Source organism: Pontibacillus sp. HMF3514 (assembly GCF_009858175.1).
Taxonomy (GTDB): Bacteria; Bacillota; Bacilli; order Bacillales; family BH030062; genus Pontibacillus.
Window position 1 is genome coordinate 2189077 of sequence record NZ_CP047393.1, and the last position, 21134, is coordinate 2210210.

The 21134-nt window shown below is 39.3% G+C and carries 25 protein-coding genes; 4 read left to right on the top strand and 21 right to left on the bottom strand.

Annotation, left to right across the window (positions count from 1 at the left end; genetic code table 11):
- Positions 1–323: 323 nt before the first annotated feature.
- From sigF to GS400_RS11395, 14 genes are all read right to left on the bottom strand, one after another.
- Positions 324–1079, bottom strand: coding sequence for an RNA polymerase sporulation sigma factor SigF (gene sigF, locus GS400_RS11330; RefSeq protein ID WP_027447706.1), 756 nt, complete (start codon positions 1077–1079; stop codon positions 324–326).
- Positions 1080–1091: 12 nt separating this feature from the next.
- Complete coding sequence (gene spoIIAB, locus GS400_RS11335; protein WP_160101849.1) at positions 1092–1535, bottom strand: anti-sigma F factor; 444 nt, start codon at positions 1533–1535, stop codon at positions 1092–1094.
- Entirely contained in the window at positions 1535–1888 is a 354-nt protein-coding gene (gene spoIIAA / locus GS400_RS11340; RefSeq protein ID WP_160101852.1) for an anti-sigma F factor antagonist, read from the bottom strand. Before spoIIAA ends, spoIIAB begins: the two co-directional genes overlap by 1 nt.
- A gap of 105 nt (positions 1889–1993) precedes the next feature.
- Positions 1994–3160, bottom strand: a complete 1167-nt coding sequence (locus GS400_RS11345; protein ID WP_160101854.1) for a D-alanyl-D-alanine carboxypeptidase family protein — start codon at positions 3158–3160, stop codon at positions 1994–1996.
- Between the two features lie 402 nt (positions 3161–3562).
- A complete protein-coding gene (locus GS400_RS11350; protein WP_160101857.1) occupies positions 3563–4870 on the bottom strand; it encodes a pyrimidine-nucleoside phosphorylase in 1308 nt (435 codons plus the stop codon).
- 29 nt (positions 4871–4899) lie between these two features.
- A complete protein-coding gene (locus GS400_RS11355; protein ID WP_160101859.1) occupies positions 4900–5715 on the bottom strand; it encodes a purine-nucleoside phosphorylase in 816 nt (271 codons plus the stop codon).
- 14 nt (positions 5716–5729) lie between these two features.
- Positions 5730–6905 (bottom strand): phosphopentomutase, encoded by a 1176-nt coding sequence (gene deoB, locus GS400_RS11360; RefSeq protein WP_160101862.1) that lies wholly within the window; start codon positions 6903–6905, stop codon positions 5730–5732.
- Positions 6906–7010: 105 nt separating this feature from the next.
- Positions 7011–7898 (bottom strand): site-specific tyrosine recombinase XerD, encoded by an 888-nt coding sequence (xerD, locus tag GS400_RS11365; protein WP_160101865.1) that lies wholly within the window; start codon positions 7896–7898, stop codon positions 7011–7013.
- A gap of 6 nt (positions 7899–7904) precedes the next feature.
- Positions 7905–8123: a YqzK family protein gene (locus tag GS400_RS11370; RefSeq protein ID WP_160101868.1), complete on the bottom strand. Its 219-nt coding sequence runs from the start codon at positions 8121–8123 to the stop codon at positions 7905–7907.
- A gap of 229 nt (positions 8124–8352) precedes the next feature.
- Positions 8353–8583 carry a hypothetical protein gene (locus tag GS400_RS11375; protein ID WP_160101870.1) on the bottom strand — a complete coding sequence of 77 codons (231 nt, stop codon included), beginning with the start codon at positions 8581–8583 and terminating at the stop codon, positions 8353–8355.
- A gap of 139 nt (positions 8584–8722) precedes the next feature.
- Positions 8723–9175: a ferric iron uptake transcriptional regulator gene (locus tag GS400_RS11380; protein ID WP_160101873.1), complete on the bottom strand. Its 453-nt coding sequence runs from the start codon at positions 9173–9175 to the stop codon at positions 8723–8725.
- A gap of 106 nt (positions 9176–9281) precedes the next feature.
- Positions 9282–9923 carry a stage II sporulation protein M gene (gene spoIIM, locus GS400_RS11385; protein WP_160101876.1) on the bottom strand — a complete coding sequence of 214 codons (642 nt, stop codon included), beginning with the start codon at positions 9921–9923 and terminating at the stop codon, positions 9282–9284.
- Positions 9924–10025: 102 nt separating this feature from the next.
- Entirely contained in the window at positions 10026–11183 is a 1158-nt protein-coding gene (locus GS400_RS11390) for an endonuclease Q family protein (protein WP_160104601.1), read from the bottom strand.
- Between the two features lies 1 nt (position 11184).
- Positions 11185–11733, bottom strand: coding sequence for an NUDIX hydrolase (locus tag GS400_RS11395; protein ID WP_160101879.1), 549 nt, complete (start codon positions 11731–11733; stop codon positions 11185–11187).
- Between the two features lie 121 nt (positions 11734–11854).
- Here GS400_RS11395 and GS400_RS11400 point away from each other — a divergent pair, with 121 nt between their 5' ends.
- Positions 11855–12775, top strand: coding sequence for an aldo/keto reductase (locus tag GS400_RS11400; protein ID WP_160101882.1), 921 nt, complete (start codon positions 11855–11857; stop codon positions 12773–12775).
- A 47-nt stretch (positions 12776–12822) separates the two neighbouring features.
- Here GS400_RS11400 and GS400_RS11405 read toward each other — a convergent pair whose 3' ends face one another.
- Both GS400_RS11405 and GS400_RS11410 read right to left on the bottom strand, forming a co-directional pair.
- The gene (locus GS400_RS11405; protein ID WP_201450099.1) at positions 12823–13062 is read right to left on the bottom strand and encodes a YqkE family protein; all 240 of its coding nucleotides are present in this window, start codon (positions 13060–13062) and stop codon (positions 12823–12825) included.
- Positions 13055–13393: an iron-sulfur cluster biosynthesis family protein gene (locus GS400_RS11410; RefSeq protein WP_160101885.1), complete on the bottom strand. Its 339-nt coding sequence runs from the start codon at positions 13391–13393 to the stop codon at positions 13055–13057. Before GS400_RS11410 ends, GS400_RS11405 begins: the two co-directional genes overlap by 8 nt.
- 202 nt (positions 13394–13595) lie before the next feature.
- On the opposite strand from GS400_RS11410, the gene GS400_RS11415 reads away from it, so the two are divergent.
- On the top strand, positions 13596–13838 hold the full coding sequence (locus GS400_RS11415; RefSeq protein ID WP_160101888.1) for an HPr family phosphocarrier protein: 243 nt from the start codon (positions 13596–13598) through the stop codon (positions 13836–13838).
- A 52-nt stretch (positions 13839–13890) separates the two neighbouring features.
- Here GS400_RS11415 and GS400_RS11420 read toward each other — a convergent pair whose 3' ends face one another.
- On the bottom strand, positions 13891–14160 hold the full coding sequence (locus GS400_RS11420) for a hypothetical protein (RefSeq protein WP_160101891.1): 270 nt from the start codon (positions 14158–14160) through the stop codon (positions 13891–13893).
- A gap of 217 nt (positions 14161–14377) precedes the next feature.
- On the opposite strand from GS400_RS11420, the gene GS400_RS11425 reads away from it, so the two are divergent.
- A complete protein-coding gene (locus GS400_RS11425; protein WP_160101893.1) occupies positions 14378–15031 on the top strand; it encodes a peroxiredoxin-like family protein in 654 nt (217 codons plus the stop codon).
- 62 nt (positions 15032–15093) lie between these two features.
- On the opposite strand, the gene GS400_RS11430 is transcribed toward GS400_RS11425, so the two are convergent.
- From GS400_RS11430 to GS400_RS11445, 4 genes are all read right to left on the bottom strand, one after another.
- Entirely contained in the window at positions 15094–16308 is a 1215-nt protein-coding gene (locus GS400_RS11430) for a Y-family DNA polymerase (RefSeq protein WP_236561260.1), read from the bottom strand.
- A gap of 234 nt (positions 16309–16542) precedes the next feature.
- Positions 16543–17337: an SDR family NAD(P)-dependent oxidoreductase gene (locus tag GS400_RS11435; protein WP_160101897.1), complete on the bottom strand. Its 795-nt coding sequence runs from the start codon at positions 17335–17337 to the stop codon at positions 16543–16545.
- Between the two features lie 12 nt (positions 17338–17349).
- Positions 17350–18309, bottom strand: coding sequence for an MBL fold metallo-hydrolase (locus GS400_RS11440; RefSeq protein WP_160101899.1), 960 nt, complete (start codon positions 18307–18309; stop codon positions 17350–17352).
- Between the two features lie 151 nt (positions 18310–18460).
- Positions 18461–20089 carry a M20/M25/M40 family metallo-hydrolase gene (locus tag GS400_RS11445; protein ID WP_160101901.1) on the bottom strand — a complete coding sequence of 543 codons (1629 nt, stop codon included), beginning with the start codon at positions 20087–20089 and terminating at the stop codon, positions 18461–18463.
- A 209-nt stretch (positions 20090–20298) separates the two neighbouring features.
- Between GS400_RS11445 and GS400_RS11450 the strand changes: the two genes are divergently transcribed.
- Positions 20299–21048, top strand: a complete 750-nt coding sequence (locus GS400_RS11450) for a glycerophosphodiester phosphodiesterase family protein (RefSeq protein ID WP_160101904.1) — start codon at positions 20299–20301, stop codon at positions 21046–21048.
- Positions 21049–21134 lie beyond the last annotated feature (86 nt).

Sequence of the window (21134 nt, forward strand, 5' to 3'; positions counted from 1 at the left end):
ACAACTTCTCTGAATATGATTTCCAACCAACATGAGGTGGGATAGCAATATTATGGTCCGTTAGTTTCCATAATCGCGTGGAGGGAAGGAAACGGCAAACTGTCGTGGTAGCAAAGGCAAGACGAGACCCCGCAGGAACGAGGAGGCTCGGCTTGTCTTCCACAACAGGCTTGCCGTTTCACTGACCGCAACAAATTACCCAATAGCAACGGACTCCTCTCAGTTTCAAGTCTTCAACAATCCTGCCATTTAACTGAATAACTTAAGATCAATAAATATAACTCACAAAGCACAAAAAAATACCAGAGCCTTATGCTCTGGTATCATTCGTTCATTTGGTCTTTTATATACTTAAGTATCTTCTTTTCTATCCGTGAAACCTGCACCTGTGATATACCAAGTCGATTGGCAACATCCGACTGGGTTTGATCTTTGTAATACCTCAGGTAAATAATCAATCTTTCCCGTTCATCTAATGCACGTATCGCTTCCTGTAAGGCAATTTTATCGAACCACTTTGTATCCTGGTCTGCAATTTGATCCAACAGTGTAATCGGATCTCCATCATTTTCATAGACCGTTTCATGGATCGAGTGTGGTGATTTCGATGCTTCTTGCGCATGCACAACCTCTTCCGCACTAATCTCTAAAGCCTGTGAAATTTCCTGTACGGTAGGAGTACGACCTAAACTCTTCGTCAACTCGTCTTTCTTTTTACGAATTTTATTACCCGTTTCTTTAAGACTTCGACTAACCTTTACACTACCATCATCACGAATAAACCGCTGAATTTCCCCAATAATCATCGGGACAGCGTACGTTGAAAACTTCACGTCGTAGGATAGGTCAAACTTGTCCACTGATTTTAAAAGTCCGATACAACCGATTTGAAATAAATCATCCGGGTCATATCCCCTGTTTAAAAACCTTTGAACAACTGACCAAACAAGGCGCATATTTTTCTCAACAAGAATATCACGTGCTTCTTGGCTTCCCTGTTGACTTTGAGCAATATACATCTTGACCTCTTCGTCCGAAAGTTGCTCCTGTTTTTTCGATTGTTTTAGTTCCACATCCATAGGCAGGTCTCCTTAATTACATAAGGTCTTGCTTTTTTTTAGGTGTTTCACTAACCTTACTGTTGTGCCTTCTCCCGGATAAGAAGAGATATCTACTTCATCCATAAAGTTCTCCATGATGGTAAAGCCCATTCCTGAACGCTCAAGCTCTGGCTTTGAAGTGAATAACGGTTGTTTCGCTTCTTCAAGATTATCGATCCCTATGCCTTCATCCCAAATTAAAATTTCCGCAGTTCCGTCAACAAGAATACACTTAATGTGAACCTTTCCTTCAGATTCTTCATGATATCCATGAATAATCGCATTTGTAACGGCCTCTGATACGACTGTCTTGATTTCCGTTAATTCATCCATTGTTGGATCTAGTTGCGTTACAAAAGAAGCTACGGTTACACGAGCGAACGACTCATTTTCACTAACAGCTGAAAATTCGATATGCATTTCATTCTTATTCATTAGGATGCCACCCCCAATGTTTCCAGTGCATAAGCTTCATTCTCTTCAAAACGAATAATTTTAAATAACCCTGACATTTCAAATAAACGTTTTACAGCTGGAGAAATCGAACATACCACCATTTCCCCACCATGCTGTTTCACTTCTTTATATCTTCCTAAAATGACCCCTAGGCCAGAACTATCCATAAAGCTGAGGGATTCTAAGTTTAAAATGACATGTTTTACGTTTTGATTCGATAAAACTCGCTGCCATTCGTTTCTTAAGTTTTCGGCTTCATGGTGATCTAACTCTCCTGATAAACGAACTAATAACACATGCTGCTTCGTGTCAAAACTTACGGAAAGACTCACAGTTTATGCCCCCTTATAATTTGGTTAGTGAGTCTTTTCTTCTTTTATCATGCGATATCCTGCCACCTGACAAAAGAAGTGTTGATTCGCTAATTTCTCCTACAATTAGCGATGCTTCACCATTTCATTCATGGAACGCTTCAGTAAAGACCACAAACCTGCATTTGATACATCTTCGTTCACGATTAATGTTGTTTTTGAAAGAGGTTCTCCATTACTTGTGATCGTTAGAGTTCCAACCTCCTGACCTTTTTTCAGAGGTAATTCAATCGTATCGTTATATTTCACTTCTCGTTCAACATTTTCGATCTTTTGACCTTTTTTCTTAAGCACAGAAACAGATTCACTCGTCACCACATCAATCTCTGGGTTGTTTGCACGGATCATCTTAAGTTGATCAACAGGCTGGAAACGTTTATATAAAGATTCTGTTTCATAGTGATTAAACGCATAGTCTAGCATTGTTGTAATTTCAGCATTACGCTTTTTCGGTGTTTCTGCTCCCATTACAACTGCAATAACACGCATATCATTTTTCTTTGCTGTAGCTGTTAAACAGTATTTCGCCTCTCTTGTAAAACCTGTTTTCAGTCCATCTACACCTTTATAAAATTTAACAAGCTTATTCGTGTTAACAAGCCAAAATTCATTATCTGTTCCTTTACGAAGGTAATCATCATAGATTTTCGTGTAATCAGTAATTCCTTCATACTTTAGTAATTCCTTGGACATTATAGCCATATCACGAGCTGTACTATAGTGGTTGTCCGCAGGGAGCCCTGTAGTGTTTTGGAATTGTGTGTTCTCTAATCCAAGCTTCTTAGCTTTTTCATTCATCTTCTCTACAAACTCTTCTTCACTACCTGAGATACGTTCAGCTAATGCTACAGATGCATCATTACCTGAAGCAACAGCTACACCTTTCAGTAGTTCATCCACTGTCATTTCTTCTCCAGGCTCTAAAAAGATTTGTGAACCACCCATTGAAGCTGCATACTCACTGGCACGTACTTTTTCATCAAGTTTTAAAGAACCATCATTTAAAGCTTCCATAACTAAAATCATCGTCATAATTTTAGTCATACTTGCAGGTGGTAACGTTTGATCTGCATCTTTTTCATATAAAACTTCACCTGTATCACGTTCAATTAATATTGCGGATTTTGCACTCTCAACTAATTCTGGTCCATCATCTTCTGCAGCAAAGGTTGCAGAGGTAAATGTCGTTAAGGTTAATAGTATCGTCATGATCCAGACACCAAAATTTTTCATAGAGGTCCCTCCAATCGTATTGTTAGCTATTTTTTCCATGATTGGAGAGATTTATAACAAGTAAAATAAAAATTTTAGAAGAACAAAAGCGCAAGCGCCCGTTTAGCAACGAAGGGACTGGACTGAGCCCGTAGGAAACACAAATTGTGAAACAATTTGATGTGGACTTATCGAACGGAGAAAGGAAGAAGGAAGATCGGTTAATTTCGTCACATCCTGTGACAACACCGATCTGACCCACGTCGTGTGAGCCCAAGTCCCTTCGTTGCTGGGCGCTGGAGCTGGACGTGGCCACGCTCTCATAAATGAGTTATACACAAGCCACCAATTTTATAATTTCCTAGACAACAAAAAAAGCATGCAACTTCAACTGAAGTTACATGCTCTAACGTAAATCGATAACTATTCACCTGTAATACTACCGTGAATTAAAGTAGGGGCTTCTACTTTATCATCAGACACTGTGATGTTCTCATAAAGTTTTTCTTTAACATCAGATACGTCTTCTTGGTTCGCATAGATCGTTAGTAGAGATTCGCCCTCTTCTACATAATCGCCTACTTTTTTGTTGAGATAAAGTCCAACAGCAAGATCAATCACAGATTCTTTCGTTGCACGGCCAGCACCTAACAACATGGCAGCTGTTCCGATTTCGTCTGCTACGATATCAGAAACATAACCAGCTTTCTTCGCTGGTAACTCCACTTTGTAAGAGGCTTGTGGCATTAAGGATGGATCATCAACAACTTTTCCGTTTCCACCTTGAGATGAAAGGAACGTACCAAAACGCTCAAGCGCTTTACCATTTTTCATATTTTCTTCAAGCATTGCACGTGCTTCATCAAGTGTGTTGGCTTTCCCAGCTAGCACGACCATCTTACTTCCTAGCGTTAAGCATAGTTCAGTTAAGTCTTCAGGACCTTCACCTTTTAATGTGTCAATCGCTTCTTTAACCTCTAGTGCATTACCAATGGCACGGCCAAGAGGCTGGTTCATATCAGAAATAACGGCCATTGTATTACGACCTACTTTATTTCCGATCGTAACCATTGCTTCAGCAAGAGCTTTAGACTCTTCAAGACTCTTCATAAATGCTCCAGCACCCGTTTTAACATCCAATACAATGGCATCTGCACCTGCAGCAATTTTCTTACTCATAATAGAGCTTGCAATCAATGGAATTGAGTTAACTGTAGCTGTTACGTCACGTAAACCGTATAGCTTCTTATCTGCAGGTGTTAAGTTACCTGTTTGACCAATAACAGAAATTTTATTTGTGTTAACAAGGTCAATAAATTCGCTCTTATCGATTTCAACGTGGAAACCAGGCACAGCTTCTAGCTTGTCGATCGTTCCACCTGTGTGACCAAGACCACGTCCACTCATTTTCGCAACCGGTACATCAAGAGATGCTACAAGTGGTCCTAGAATTAAAGTTGTCGTATCACCAACACCACCAGTAGAGTGTTTATCAACTTTTACACCTTCAATTGGTGAAAGGTCGATTGTTTCTCCACTGTTCACCATAGCTGTTGTAATATTTGCGCGTTCTTCGTCGTTCATATCTTGGAAGAAGATCGCCATGCAAAGGGCACTAGCTTGATATTCAGGGATATCACCATTTGTATAACCTTCAATGAAAAAGTTTATTTCTTCACTTGTTAGTGCTTCACCATCACGTTTTTTTTCAATAATATCGTACATTCTCATATTCTCATCACCTTTATCCTAAGTGCATCTTATATAGTCTTTAAAATTTCTTTTACAAAGTTAAGGAAATCTTCACGCACTTGTGCAGTTGTTTCAATAACTTCATCGTGTGTTAATGGCTGATCTAGGATACCTGCTGCCATGTTCGAAATACAAGAGATACCTAATACTTTCATGCCAGCATGATTTGCAACGATAACCTCAGGTACAGTAGACATACCCACAGCATCGCCACCCATTGTACGAAGCATGCGTACCTCTGCTCCTGTCTCATAGGAAGGCCCTGTATTCCCTACATAAACACCTTCCTGAACTTCAAGACCAAGGCTATCCGCACACTTTTTAGCATGAGCTGTTAATTCAGGGCAATAAGCTTTGGACATGTCAGGGAAACGCTCGCCTAGATCATTGTCATTCGGGCCGATTAATGGGTTATCTCCCATGTTGTTGATGTGATCTGTAATAATCATAAGGTTACCTGCATCAAATTTTTCATTAATACCACCCGCAGCATTTGTTACAAATAGCTTCTCAACACCAAGCTCTTTCATAACGCGTACAGGGAATGTTACTTGTTTCATGGAATAGCCTTCATAGTAGTGAAAACGGCCTTGCATTGCAATCACCTGTTTACCATGAATGGTTCCAATTACAAGCTGCCCTTTATGACCAGCTACTGTAGATTGAGGGAAGTGAGGAACCTCACCATAAGGAATTGTAATAGCGTCTTCGATTTCATCCGCTAAAACACCTAGTCCTGATCCTAAGATCAAACCAATTGTCGGTTGTTGATTAACTTTTTCTTGAATGTGTTGTGCTGCTTCTTTCATTTGTGCTGCGTTCATTGTACAGCCCCTCCCTATTTCAAGTCGTTTAAGAAACTCTTGCCATGTTCAGGCATTTTTATATTAAAGTTTTCTGCTACAGTTGCTCCGATATCAGAGAACGTTTCACGTAACTCTAATTCTTTTCCACCTTCAAGGCTCTTAGAATAAACGAGTAATGGTACATATTCACGTGTATGATCTGTACCATGGTGTAATGGGTCATTACCGTGGTCAGCTGTGATAATTAATAGATCATCATCTTGTAATTTTTCTAACACTTCTGGTAGACGTGCGTCATACGCTTCTAACGCTTCACCATATCCTTGAGGATCACGACGGTGACCGTATTTCGCATCAAAATCAACAAGGTTTAAGAAGTTTAACCCTGTAAAATCTTGATCCATAGACTTCACAAGCTTATCCATACCATCCATGTTATTTTTCGTACGGATTTCTTCTGTTACGCCTTCTCCATCATAAATGTCAGAGATTTTCCCAAGAGCAATTACATCATAATCAGCATCTTTCAAGTCGTTCATCACTGTACGTCCAAATGGTTTTAACGCATAGTCATGGCGGTTATGCGTACGCTCAAATTCGCCTGGTTTACCGATAAATGGACGCGCAATAACACGGCCAATCATATACTTTTCATCCTTCGTGATTTCACGAACCATTTCACAAATTTCATATTGTTCTTCAATTGGTACAACATCTTCATGTGCAGCAATCTGAATAACAGAGTCCGCAGATGTGTAAACAATTAATGCACCTGTTTCCATGTGCTCTGGACCAAGTTCATCAATAATTGCTGTACCTGATGCTGGTTTATTTCCAATCACTTTACGACCTGAACGTTCTTCGATTTCATCAATTAACTCTTTTGGAAATTCTTCAAACGTACGGAAAGGTGTGTCAATATAAAGCCCCATAATCTCCCAGTGACCTGTCATCGTATCCTTACCATTTGAAGCTTCTTGCATTTTCGTGTAGTAAGCTTCAGGTTGGTCTGCTTTGTGAACCCCTTTGATCTCACGGATGTTACTCAGACCTAGCTTACCCATATTCGGCATTTGAAGTCCGTCCATATGCTCAGCAATATGACCAAGTGTGTCTGCTCCTTTGTCATTAAATTGCTCAGCATCTGGCGCTTCTCCAATTCCTACAGAATCCATTACGATTAAAAATACACGTTTAAAATTGTCCATAGTACGATCCCTCCTATACATTTTTACATTCCCTTCATGAGGCATAAGTATGCAGGCATGAAGTCGGTGTTGTAAGATGTCAGACAACCTATTAAAAAAGAAAAATTACGCCCTTGGATGATAAGAGCGATAAATATCTTTTAACCTAGCTTTCGTTACATGAGTGTAGATCTGTGTTGTTGATATATCGGAGTGACCAAGCATTTCTTGTACAGCTCGAAGGTCTGCTCCGTTCTCTAATAGATGCGTTGCAAACGAATGGCGTAGGGTGTGTGGTGTAATTTCTTTTTCCACCCCAACTTCTTTCGCAACCGCTTTCAATATCTTCCAAAAACCTTGGCGTGATAATGAGTTGCCATGGTGGTTTACAAATAATGCTTCAGTTCGTTTATTGTTAACAAGTTTAGGGCGAGATGCTTGTAAATAGTTCTCTATGGACTCTTTAGCCATACGTCCTAACGGAATAATTCTTTCTTTAGAACCTTTTCCAACACAACGTACAAATCCCATCGTTAAATGCAGATCACTTACATTTAAAGACACAAGCTCTGTTACGCGCAAGCCTGTTGCATAAATCATTTCAAACATGGCTTTATTGCGAATCGATAGTGTATCTTTTGGCTCAATAGCTAATAACGCATCGACCTCAGAAGTTGATAGGATCTTCGGTAGTCTACGCTCTTTCTTAGGCGTCTCTATATGTAAGCTAGCATCTTGATCTGCTCGACGCTCACGGACTAAAAATTGGTGAAAAGCTCTGATGGATGATAGCGTACGAGCCAACGTTGCAGATGAACGATCTTGATCATTTAAATGGTGCATATACTGCAAAATATGTACGCGGGAGATGTTGTTGACATGGTTTAGTTCACACGTCTTTTCAATAAACTGAAGATATTGACGTAAGTCTCTCTTATATGATGAAAGTGTATTCTCGGATAGCCCTCTCTCTACTTGTACATAATGCAGAAAGTCTTGTAGTTCATCTTGCATGAACAATTACTCCCCTAACCTAAAAAAGATAGACAAACGATCAATCAACCCTTCTTCATGTGGTTGAAATACTTTCACAGCCTTCCCTTTTGGCTCATCATAACGATGAATTTTCTCATACTCTTCATTCATCATCTTCAAGCCAAAGTAAAACAATAAGGTGCATGCTGTAAAGATTACAAAGATCTTCACCGTATCCTTGATTATATGAAAAAGCTGTTGCATATACATATCTCCTTTTATAAAGGTACAACCTATACTCTTTACTACAAAGATATGCCAGTTTTCATATGAAATATACAAGGAATCTATACTCATTTCCTACTAGTTAGCTAAAACTTCTCTATAGAAGACTTAGGGGAAGAGTACAAAATAAACGTAACCGATTTCTTTTTGTTTGTAAATAGATGTGTTTGGATTTGAAATTTTCTGAGAACACCTGAGGTATATTCCTTTAAACATAGTTGGTGTTTATGCACTTGTTCCAGTAAAGCCCCCTTATTTGGAAGACTAGGAATCGAGATAATACGGGCTTTTCATCGGCTACCCAAGCGATTCCGTCGCCTACCCGAGCGATTCCGTCACTTACCCGAGCGATTCCGTCACTTACCCGAGCGATTCCGTCACCTACCCGAGCGATTCCGTCGCCTACCCGAGGGATTACTGTCCCTTCCCAAGAGACCACAGCCCGCCGATCTGCATAGACATAACGGAACCATCCCGCACCTACTTATTCAACATAACTGCCATAATACTGAACAAATCCTATCTCAAAACATTAAAAAACCTTTCTTCCAGCTGGAAAAAAGGTTCTCATACATTCATTATGAATTGACTGTAACGACCTGACATTTTTTGCAGATACCATGGAAAGTTAAACGGTGGTCCTTTACTTGGAAACCCCAATCACGTTCAACCTGGCTCTCAACATCAGTAAGTAAATCTTCTTCAATTTCTTCAACCGAACCGCACTCCACACAAACGAGATGGTGATGGAAATGCTCTGCTCCCTCTTTACGAAGATCGTATCTAGAGACGCCATCACCAAAGTTGATCTTGTCTACAATTTTTAACTCGGATAACAATTCTAAAGTACGATAAACTGTAGCTAAACCAATTTCCGGTGCTTTTTCTTTTACGAGGAGGTATACGTCTTCGGCACTTAAATGATCCTCTTCATGTTCTAACAACACTCGAACAGTCGCTTCACGTTGAGGTGTTAGCTTATAACTCTGGGAATGGAGTTGTTTTTTTATTTTTTCAATGCGGTGTTCCATATCCGGTCCCTCCCTCGTATATCCACTTATCATTATAAGCAGATTCAAAAGGAGTGTCAAATTAAAATCATTTTAAATTAAAACATCTGTTATATTATAATCATTATTATTTGTACGTCATTTCGATGACGTTTTTCAGTGCATCCGGTGAAATAAATGATTCAATTAAAGCTGCTACATTTAAAGCTAAAAATAATAAAAGGAAAATAAAACTATACCTCATCAACGCTGGAAGTAGAGATTGCTGTTGAATCTTTTTCGCTACTAGCTTTTGAATAAGTGAAAACGAAAAGATCATAGCCAAACTTCCCGCAATTAAATAAACGGGAATAATAATTAAGTTCTGAGGAGCAATGGATGCTGCAGCCATTAAAAGTCCATACCACCCCATTTGATTCACTAAGAATCCTACAGAAAAGCCAACAACTACACCTTTCATAAAAAGTAATATCCATATAATGGGCATTCCGATTACAGATAGGCCTAAAATAAAGATAAACAACAAATATTTTAAATGGTAAAAGAAGCTGGATTTAAACAAACTTTCTGAACTTGCTACAGACCCGCGTAACATCTCAGTAAAAAAACGGTCCAAATAAAAGAATAAATCTTGTTTTTGTATAAAATTCATACTATTAACTATCACAGCACCAAATATGATCCCGATCAGAAATAATAAAGAGACAAACACATAAATACTCGCATTTTCGCGAACATGTTGTGACGCTAATGACCCTTTGACATACATTTCAAAATCCTCCATTCTACCGCTTCATTTTCAAGTCGTATTACAAATCTATGAAGGATTTTGATCAAATAGACTATAAAAAAGTAGAAAAGATGATAGAGATTATGTCACACGACCATAGCGCCCACCACCACCGGCTTCTATCGACAACTCCCCTTTCCGGTTCATAACAATCCTCTCAGCTAACTGCTCCGGAACAATTTCACGCAGTTCTTCTAACGTAGCATCGTGTAAAATACTCATCTCTGTTCCGAAGACATCTAACAATTTTTGCAGTGTTTTTGGACCGAGTTTTGGTATATATTCTAGAGGAATTTGATAGACATATGGAGGACGCCCTTCCCTTGTCCCCACAAAATCTGAAAGCTCCTCAATCCGATCTGCTACGCCTCGGACGGTTTTCAATGATCCACACACTGGACATTCTTCGCTATACTCTTTTTCAGATAGGCACTCAGCGCATACAGTTTGATGGTACTTTCCTAAAAGAGGATTCATGCCATAGTTCGCAAGCAGCTTTCGACCACCTTGCTTTTGAAGAGCTAACCTTAACTCTTTAAAAGTAGGTGCTTGTAACTCAACACTCTGGTATTCTCGTGCAATTTTTGAAATGGAATGGGCATCTGAGTTCGATAAAAACGTAAAACCGTGTAACTGGGATAGTGAGTCAGCCATTAGGGAATCGGCACTTAAACCAAGTTCTACCGCATCAATCAGCTCTGGGTTTAACACCTCTTCTAGTGACTGTTTTACGCCCTTTCCATATAAACTTTTGAATGGTGTGAACATATGAGCTGGAACAAATAATCCGCCTAGCTCTCTCACCTTTTGTTGCAACTTTATAGCACTGCCGTAATAACGTTGTGAGCTCAAGTTTATATTTTTCATTCGTTCACTTAACCAAACTGTAAACTGTTGCATTGTTTCAATATACGGAAAATAACAAAGGACATGAATGGGCCCCTGACAATGTTCATCATACACCTCAATTTCAGAACCTAATAGAAGTGTTAAAGGACCATACAGGACACCTCCGTCCTGTAATTCCTCTGCGTGGCCACGTTCGATTAACTGAATAACCTCAGACTGAACCGCTGGCACCTGCCCGTCAATTACCCCAATCATCTGAAGACCCTTCCGATAAGCGGCTTCTTCTACAATATTTGTTAAGGTCAACTGATTAGATGCAGTTATTTTGACAGGATCTCCATGCATAGTACGTCCAATATGAATATGTAAATCCATATAGTATGTTTGCATCTTATCCAATAATCCCTTTTGCTTTTGCATATAGCAGTGCATACGCTGTTTTAGCATCCCAAATACGTTCGTCCTTTTCAAACTGCTCCGCTTCTTCGACAGTTGCTTCTATTAGTTCTACAAACTCATCCTCGTCTCCCTCAAGCTTGTTCTCAGCTTTTTCAATGTTGTTGGCTAAATAAATATAAATGACTTCATCTGCAAAACCAGGAGATGTTGCAAAAGATGTTATAAACTCAAGGTCATCTGTTTTATAACCTGTCTCTTCTTCCAACTCTCTCATGGCCGTTTGCTTTGGTTCTTCTCCAGGCTCTAGTTTCCCAGCAGGAATTTCCACAAGTGAACGCTCTAATGGCTTTCGGTATTGTTCCACCATGACAATTTTGTTTTCAGGTGTAATCGCAAGGATCGCAACAGCACCAGGGTGTTTCACTAATTCTCTTTTTGATGTTTTGCCATTAGGCAGTTCTACATCTTCCACCTGTAAGGAGATGACTTTCCCTTTATAAATTGACTCCGTTTGAATTGTTTTTTCTTCAAATTTTTTCATAACAAATTCTCCCTTTCCATTAACGTGGTCCTATTTTAACACACGAACTAGTATATTATTTGAGTCTCTCATTCCTCATCGATACAATAGATATAACCCACTTTGAAAGGATGAAACGGCCTTGAACAAACGACAAGTAGGTAAATCTGATCTATACATTTCAGAAATTGGTCTAGGATGTATGTCTCTAGGCACAAATGAATCGCATGCAAAGGATATCATTGACCGTGCACTTGATGCAGGAATTAATTATGTGGATACAGCTGATTTATATGATTTTGGTGAAAACGAAAAGATCGTTGGCAAAGCCTTGAAAGGGCGCCGTGATGAAGTCGTCCTTGGCACCAAAGTTGGAAATAACTTTAACAAAGAAAAAGAGGATTGGTTCTGGGATCCATCTAAAGCGTATATAAAAGAAGAAGTAAAAGAAAGCTTGCGCCGCTTAGGTACAGACTACATCGATCTCTATCAACTCCACGGCGGTACAATTGAAGACCCAATTGATGAGACGATTGAAGCTTTCGAAGACCTCGTAAAAGAAGGAGTCGTACGTTATTACGGCATTTCTTCCATACGTCCTAATGTCATTCGAGAATACGTTAAACGTTCGAATATTGTGAGCGTCATGATGCAATATAGCCTATTTGATCGTCGACCAGAAGAAGAGGTATTGGATCTCCTTCAAGAAAATCAAATTAGCGTCTTAGCTCGTGGTCCCCTTGCTAAAGGGATGCTAAGTGATCGCGGCTTAGAAAAAGTAGAAGAAAAAGCTCAGAACGGCCATCTTTCCTATTCTTATAATGAAATTAAACACATGGTGGAGAACTTACAAGACCATGCAACGGAGGAGCGTTCATTACAAGCGATTGCCCTTCAGTATGTATTAAAGCACCCAGCAGTTGCATCCGCCATTTTTGGAGCAAGCTCAATTGAGCAAGTCGATCAAAATGTATCCATGCTTGATGCCAAGGATCTCGAGTCAGACTTGTTCGCCCAACTACAACAAGTAACCCGTCCAATTGTTTATCAGAAGCATCGCTAAACATAAAAAGCCCTCTAACCAGCATTCCCTGGTGCGAGGGCTTTTTTCTATTTATCTTTGAATTGTTTCCAATCCATATCACTTTCATTTAGGAGCTCTTCAAAGCTTTTGTTCGCTTCACGACGTTTACGTTCTTCAGCTTTCCGACGTCTTTCTTCTTCCTGACGTTGCTCCTCTTGCTTTTTCAGGTCTGACTTTTTCGAGCGAAGTTGCTCAAGCATGTCGTCCCCTAAAAGATCTTTTAACGTTCCCTCTTGTTCCTGTTTTTGTTTTTTTGCTTTACTCACGTGGGTCTCCTCCTTGCTTAATACTCGCAGAAGAAAGCGATGGATTCAGCATTCCCTCAGGGCTTTTCAATCGAAACAACCGCTTATTCCACTCTAATGTCATAACAGGTTTAAAAAATACCTTTTGTTGTTCGTCTAAGAAAATTGTAAAATGTTCATTCTCTACTTTTATATCGTATTCTGTTGATTGATTTGTAAAATAAATCGATGGCATGCCATTAACGCCACAGCCACATCCGTCACTATCATATTCCATTCGTAAATTTGGCCGATCTTCTGGTTGTAATAACTGCAACTGGTGTAGTGCCTCATCTGTAATCGTTAGCTTCATTGTTGTTCACCTCTTGTTGATACTAATGGTAAAAAATCGACAAGAACTTTGCAATACAAATGATTTTCTTTTTATGAAGTTTGCACAGTTCTTTTTACTATTTTTAGGCATTTAACACAATTTTCTGTTATTTGAGAATTGAGGATGGGAATTGATTTAAAGAACCTCTATACTAAAGTTAGATTATTGAGGAGGGATTCTTGTGAAACTTACCGTACAAAAACCTATTTTCGCTGAATCAGCAAGTCAATTTGTTAATCGAATGAGTGAATTCTCAGACACGATTCTAGTCAAAAAAGATCAATGGGTCGTCGATGCAAAAAGTCTACTTGGCGTTTTAGCTGTTTCCTTGCAACCTGGTCACGAAGTCACGATTGATGTTCAAGGAGACCATGGAATGGAAGTGAAGCAGGCATTGCTTGACTCAGGTTTGTTTCAAGAATAAGGTTCATAAAGCGCCTGGACATAGTAGCGTCCAGGCGCTTTTTATTGTTTAACTAACTCAAATACCTTAATAGCCAAAAGAATGTAGTTGGAATAACGATGACAACTAAAGAGGCTCTACCGTAATTCTGTAGATTTTTATTTTGAACAAAAAAGGCTAGCGTCAGAAGAGAAATTAAATTAATAATAGGAATCGCTGTTAGAATTAATATGAAAATCCACAACCAAACTGACACAATTCCTTGTCCATCGTTGTAATGAAAAGATGGTTCCTTTTTTTTCTCCTTTTTATCACTCTTTGTTCTATGGTAAAAAGCTGCCATCGTCTCCCCCTCCCCAGAACACTTTACTTACCCTTTATTTTATTTTCAGTGTACCTAGTTCATGAATGAACTATATCAAAACGTTTAAACTTAGATATTGTAAGAAGAACATATGACCTTCCAAACTGAGATGATGCATGGATAAGCAAATCACTTCAACATAAAGAAGACCTCAAGATATAATTAATGTGAATTCTATTCAAAGGAGTTTTTCCATATGAAGACAGACATGAGACAACAATACGAGAAGTACATTCAAAAGTTTAAAGAAGCTACTCCAGAAGATATCCAAAAGAAGATGGGAAATGCTATAGAGGAATTGGAATCATCAGAAGATGGAGAAGGATTAAGAAATGGTGAGAAAGCTCCGAACTTTAAGTTGTCAGATGCTAAAGGTGAAACGGTTGAGCTATACGAACAACTGAAGCAGGGACCTGTCGTGCTGACCTTTTACCGTGGAGGCTGGTGCCCTTATTGCAATATGGAATTAAGAGCTTATCAACAGATTATAAATGAGATTCATGAAGCAGGTGCAGAACTTATGGCGGTTAGCCCTGAGACACCTGATCATTCATTGACTACTCAAGAAAAAAATGAACTAGAATATTATGTGCTCAGTGATATTGGTAATAAAGTTGCTAAAGAATACAATCTGATTTATCAGCTGCCAGACTATCTTGTAGATGTGTATAAAGAAAAAGGTCTTCAAGTCGATAAGCATAACGGCGACGATTCCTGGACCCTTCCTGTTTCCGCTACGTATATTATTGATACGGATGGCACTATTACCTTTGAATATACGAAATCTGATTATAAAGACAGAGTCGAACCATCTGAAGTATTGGAAAAATTAAAAAACGTTACGAAATAGCACAATACAAAGGCATTGCAGAATAGCAATGCCTTTTTTTACTTTTTTCATTAGATTATTTACTATTCCGCATAATGACCACCAACAAGCTTACTGCGATGCTTGGCAGTTCCGGCTTTTGTATAAGAAACAGCGCGGAGCAGGGCATCTTTTCCATACTTATCTCGAATCTCATCCATTACATAACCAAGATCACGCTTCTTATCGCGTTCGGGTTCAAACAGGCTCAGCTGCATGCCCTCATCTTCCGTAATATTGGACAAGGCAATTGAAATTTTGCGAACCGTCTTTTGCTCATAAAATTGATTAAACAACTGAATGCAAACATCATATATTTCCGTTGTAATATTCGTTGGGATGTCAATGGACTGGGAACGGTGAAAGCCACCTCCCCCGTCATCCTTACTGTAACCAATCCCTAAGCTAATAGTTCGACCTGCTTTATGATTCGCACGCGTCCGCTTTGCGACCTCTTCACACATCTCCAAAATAACATAACGCACTTCTTCTGGATCCGGATAATCGCGCATGAGAATCTGACTCTTCCCAAAACTGATCTGCCCTTGCATAATTGGAGCACCCAGTTCAGACAAATCTACTCCATTCGCATGATAAAACAGTTGATTTCCCATTACACCAAATATTTTCTCGAGCTGCTCTAAAGGGAATTTAGCAAGTTGGCCAACGGTTGTGATCCCTAGACGGTTAAGACGCTTTTCCATTCGTGACCCAATTCCCCACATTTCACGTAACGGAGCTACCGGCCAGAGCTTTTCAGGAATTTGGTCATACGTCCACTCGGCTACACCATATTTTTTTGCCTCTAAATCCAAACACAACTTGGACATGAGCATATTCGGTCCGATACCGATGGCGCAAGGGAGCTGAAACGTCTCCAAAAGCTCTTTTCGAATCCGTCGCGCCACCTCTTCGGCATCCCCCCACAACTTTTCCGTTCCTGTTACATCAAGAAAGCTCTCATCCACACTGTAAGTATGAATAGCTTCTTTCGGAACAAAACGATGGAACAGACGCGTGATTTCCGTTGATACTTGCAAATACATTCGCATTTGCGCAGATACTAAGTGAATACGAGGATCATCAGGGATTTCGAATAATCGATTTCCCGTTCGTATATTAAAGTCTTTCTTTAAAGCAGGAGAAGCTGCCAATACGACACTTCCTGGTCGATTTAAATCCGCTACGACTGCAATGTGACTCGTCAGGGGATCTAATCCCATAGAAATCGCAGCACAACTAGCGTAAAAGCTTTTCATATCCACACAAAGAATTTTCCGATCTGGAAAAGAATCGTAATCAATAGATGGGTTGGTCACCTTCGTTCCCTCCTGAAACGACATGTTGTACTTCTTATTATGCGAATATATGTTCGGTTTTGCAAGTGGAGATGGTTGCCATTTTTCGACAAAACTGTTGAAGAGCGACTTTCGGGGGGTTAGATATACTACATTCATAAAAAACTGCCACGCATAAACGTAGCAGTTCTCTCATCATTTTTTCTTAAATTGTTTCCCTAACATTTTTTCCATCAATCCAGGAGCAAGTTGATAGGCCTTGGCACCTAATTCCATCCAATGAGGCATATTGATTTCCCGCTTGGAAGTAAACAAATGCTCAACTACCTTCTTAGCTACATCATCCGGGTCTAACATATAACGCTCCACAGATTTTATATACGTACCTCCAGGATCCGCTGTCTCAAAAAAGTTCGTTCGAACAGGTCCCAGATTAACAGCCGTTACTCCAATATTATAAGAATCGATTTCCATACGAAGGCCGTTCGTAAATCCGAGAACAGCGTGCTTTGTTGAGGCATATCCAGCGCTCTTTGGAGTGGAAATCTTACCCGCTTGTGAAGCAATGTTTATGATGTGACCTTCTCTTGCTTCTTTCATAAAAGGGAGCACTTCTTTCACACAATGAATCAGCCCTATTACATTCACATCAAACATCGAGCGAAATGCATCCATGCTGGTGTCTTCAACACGTTCAAAAACACCAAATCCAGCGTTGTTCACAAGAGCATCAACACGTCCAACTTCTTTGAACAAATGCTGAAAGCACTTTTGGATCGCTTCTTTGTCAGCTAAATCACATGGATACCAGAAAGCTTCTACTCCATACGTTTCCATTATCCGATCACTAAGCATTCGTAATTTGTCCTCACTACGTGCTAGCAAAACCGGTACGGCTCCCGCTTCCGCAACACGTATAGCTAGACTTTCTCCTAACCCACTGGATGCTCCAGTTATGACAATATTCTTGCCTTTCATTCGTTCACTCATAAAATTCTCCAATCACTTCGCTTGATAATAATACACGCCGTCACGCATCTGAATGTTTACACGATGAGTCGACTCAAGATAATCGAGCTGTCCCATTGTCTCAGACATCGTTAGCCCAAATTGTTTTTCAATATGTCGAGGGAATAATTGTTTACATACCTCGAATGGCGTTTGCGCTTCTGTTAGCATGTTATACACTTTTCCCGCTCGTTCCTCCTGTTTAACTAATCGCGTTTGAATCAATTCATGTGGCTTTTCAAAAATTGAACCATGACCAGGATAAACCGTTCCGATTGGCATATTCAGACACTTCTTTAACGTTTCACGATACGTCACCAAAGGTCTTGGACGCTCTCCACCAGGATTGCGTGGAGGCTCAAGTAAAGGATTAGATGAAATATGCTGAAGCAAATGATCGCCAGAAATCATACTTGAGTCTTCCTCACGATAAAAAGATAAATGACTCTCTGCGTGACCAGCAGTTTCTAGTACTTTCCACTCCGAGTGACCGGGTACCGCATCTCCTTCTTTCAATGCTTTTGTTAAGGACCCTTTTCCCACGTATTTTAATGGGTCTTGTAAATGTTTAAAGAAAGCCTCGTACTCTTCACTTACTCCAAAAGCTTTATATAAATCATAAAAGAAGGATTTAAAACGTTTAAAAAATTCTTCATCACGTGTTAACCAACGTTCATTATCCTGATGTCCGTAAATAGCTTGCACACGTTCAAAGCGATCGACTAATCCGATATGATCGGGATGATGGTGTGTTAAAACAATTTGTTCTATATCATTTGGATGATACCCGAGTTCATTTAGCTCATATTTCATTGCTTCCCAGGCTTCATCTGTTCTAACTCCTGCGTCAATTAAAGTGAGACTCTCACCTTTTATTAGATATGTATGTACATCACCCACAGCGAATGGTGTAGGAATTGAGACTTGGTAAATCGTGTCTGTTAACTGTTTCATATACGTTCCTCCAGTAAAATGAATGATCATTCAGTATCTATTGTACCTTCATTTATGCTGTCTGTCATCTTCCTAGTCTACTTTAACACTTCACCCATAACGGCGTTGGATTTTAATGAAACTTTCTTAAAATAAAAAATCCAGCTCCTCTTTAAGGGGCTGGATTTTTTAATAGATAATGGATGGTATTGGTCAAGATATCTGGTAAATACTCGAAGCTATAAGATAGTTCAAGTCGTTCTGTCCACTGATGAGGATCTTTGCCACGTGGACCCACATTCAAAATTGGCATTTGCAAGGTTTGTAACATACTTTCCGATAAATCATACCCTTTTCCCTTTAACGGCATGTTATCAAGCATGGTACCAATGGGAGCCTGACTTGTAGAAGGTCCTATAAAGCTTAAATCAGATAATCCCGGGAAGAACTCGATTTCCTCTAAGTCTAAATAATAATGTTTCCTTGTGTAATCTTTTACATAGGCTAGCGTATTCTGAATATAAGGATCCTGCTTTGATGATACAGACGGATAAAATGGCGGACTGTAAAACAACACAATCATCGGAGCTAGGTCTTTACATAATGCTGCTAGCTCATGCACTAGAAGTGTAGAAAACTCACGATCCCCTTTTTCACGTTGGCTAATCAAGAGGTTTTGAATACGCTCTACCTCATGACTTCCATAACGGGAGACAGCTTCCTCATATAGCTCTTCATACATCATAACGCTTACGTCCATTTCAGGGAATTCAAGACCTGGCTTTTCTTGGTGAAACGCATCTGCCTTATTCTTATAATGACCTGTAATTCGTTTACTTGCACGATGGGCAGCATGCAAAAGTTTTTCATTTATTTCTCGCGTTGATTGCTTTAAATACAATACGTTATACATAGCCACGGCTGCCTGAGGAGTTTGAACGGAATATTCCTCCTTTAAATCACGCTGCATTAAACTCACAGGTGGAGGTGTTGTTTCATTTCCAACTGTTTCTATGAAGGACTCATTCAACTCTAGCTCTTGAGCGATATAGCTTACCATTAAATTCGCATTTAATCCTGCGAAAGGCTCTCCAACATGTGTCTCTTTTCCATAACAAAAGAATCCCGGCAAAAGCTTTCCAATTGAACCACTGTACACATAATTGTGCGGGTCTCCAGGATATTGGCTAAACATCGGCTCACCGTTTAAGCAGGCTCGATAATTAAGTTGTTCTGCTTCACGAAGTTCAGTTAGGGCTGGCAAAGCTTGTAACATCCCTAAAGAGTTGACCTCTTCATCCGGAACAGTTAACAATAAGATGTTCCCATCAAACTCTCCGTCCATCGCTTTTTCTAACATCGACAAATGAACCGTTAACCCCGCTTTCATATCCATAATGCCGCGTCCAAATAACCATTCACCTGTTTGAATGTCTTCTTGAACTGGAGCAGGCAATTCATCAAAATATCTATGGTAATCTTGCGTTAAAGCTTTTGGATGAAAGGCTAGGTTTTTCTTAGACCCAAAATCATCAACTCCAACTACGTCAAAATGGCTTAAAAGCACAACGGTATCAGATGAGTTCCCTTGCTTTACAAGAGCAGTTAAAAGTCTGCGACCATCATCTAATGGATGCAACTTTATATGTTCTGGGTTTTGTTGAAAATAATGGCGCTCAGATAACTGATGAAAAAGATACTCTACTAATGCTATTTCTGCTGGGCTCCCAGTAATACTTGGGTATTCGACTAACGAACACAAAAGATCAACAAGCGAATCCTTCGTTTGCCATCGCTTCATCGTTAACCACCTCATTTCTGTCTCCATACACTTTATGAATGTAATCAATTTTTGAGTCACAAATTTCTGATTTCTTACACCTTATCATACCCTCTTTTATTATGCTTTGGTTATGCATAAATTTTTTAGAGTGAGATCTCATTGACTTTTCATGGTAAATAGCACAAAATCATAACGTATAGAGATATGTTTAGGAGGTGTTCCTTTTAATGAACACAGCTATCTATGCTCACCGTGGCGCAAGTCGTATTGCACCTGAAAATACGATGCCAGCATTTAAGCTCGCCAAAAAAATAGGTGCTGATGGTATTGAAACAGATGTTCAACTAACAAAAGATCAAATTCCTGTACTTATCCATGATGAATCCTTAAATCGCACAACAAATGGAACAGGTTTTATTTATCAATATACATATGAAGAATTAAAAAAACTAGACGCTGGCTCTTGGTTTGCAACGAAATACAAAGGAACCCAGATCGTTTCACTAGAAGAGTTCCTTAAATGGATTAAAGACACCAAATTAAACCTAAACTTGGAGTTGAAAAATAACATAGTCGATTATTCAGATATTGAATATATCGTTCAAGAACAACTCCAACATTTTAATATGGGAACCAGAACAGTTATTTCAAGTTTTAACCCAAACAGCATAAGAAGATATAATGACTTTTTCCCAGAATCCGATACTGCACTACTGTTATCAAAACGCGTGAAGGACCCATTGGCACGTGTTCGTGAAGTAGGTGCGAATGGATTGCATACCAAATACTCGGTGTTAACTCGTCGTTTAGTGAAAGATTGTCACAAAAACGATTTACCATTACGTATTTATACGGTAAACCGCCCTTTAAGATTAATGCGTTGTTATAAGTTAAACTGTAATGGAATATTTACAGATGTTCCGCATTCTGCTATTGAATATCAAGAACTCTACAAACATAAATATAAACAGACTTAAAAATCCGGACCATTTCATTAAATGTTCCGGATTTTTTCATTTTCTTCCTTGAAACCCCTTACGAAAACCCTTACATTATGTTATAA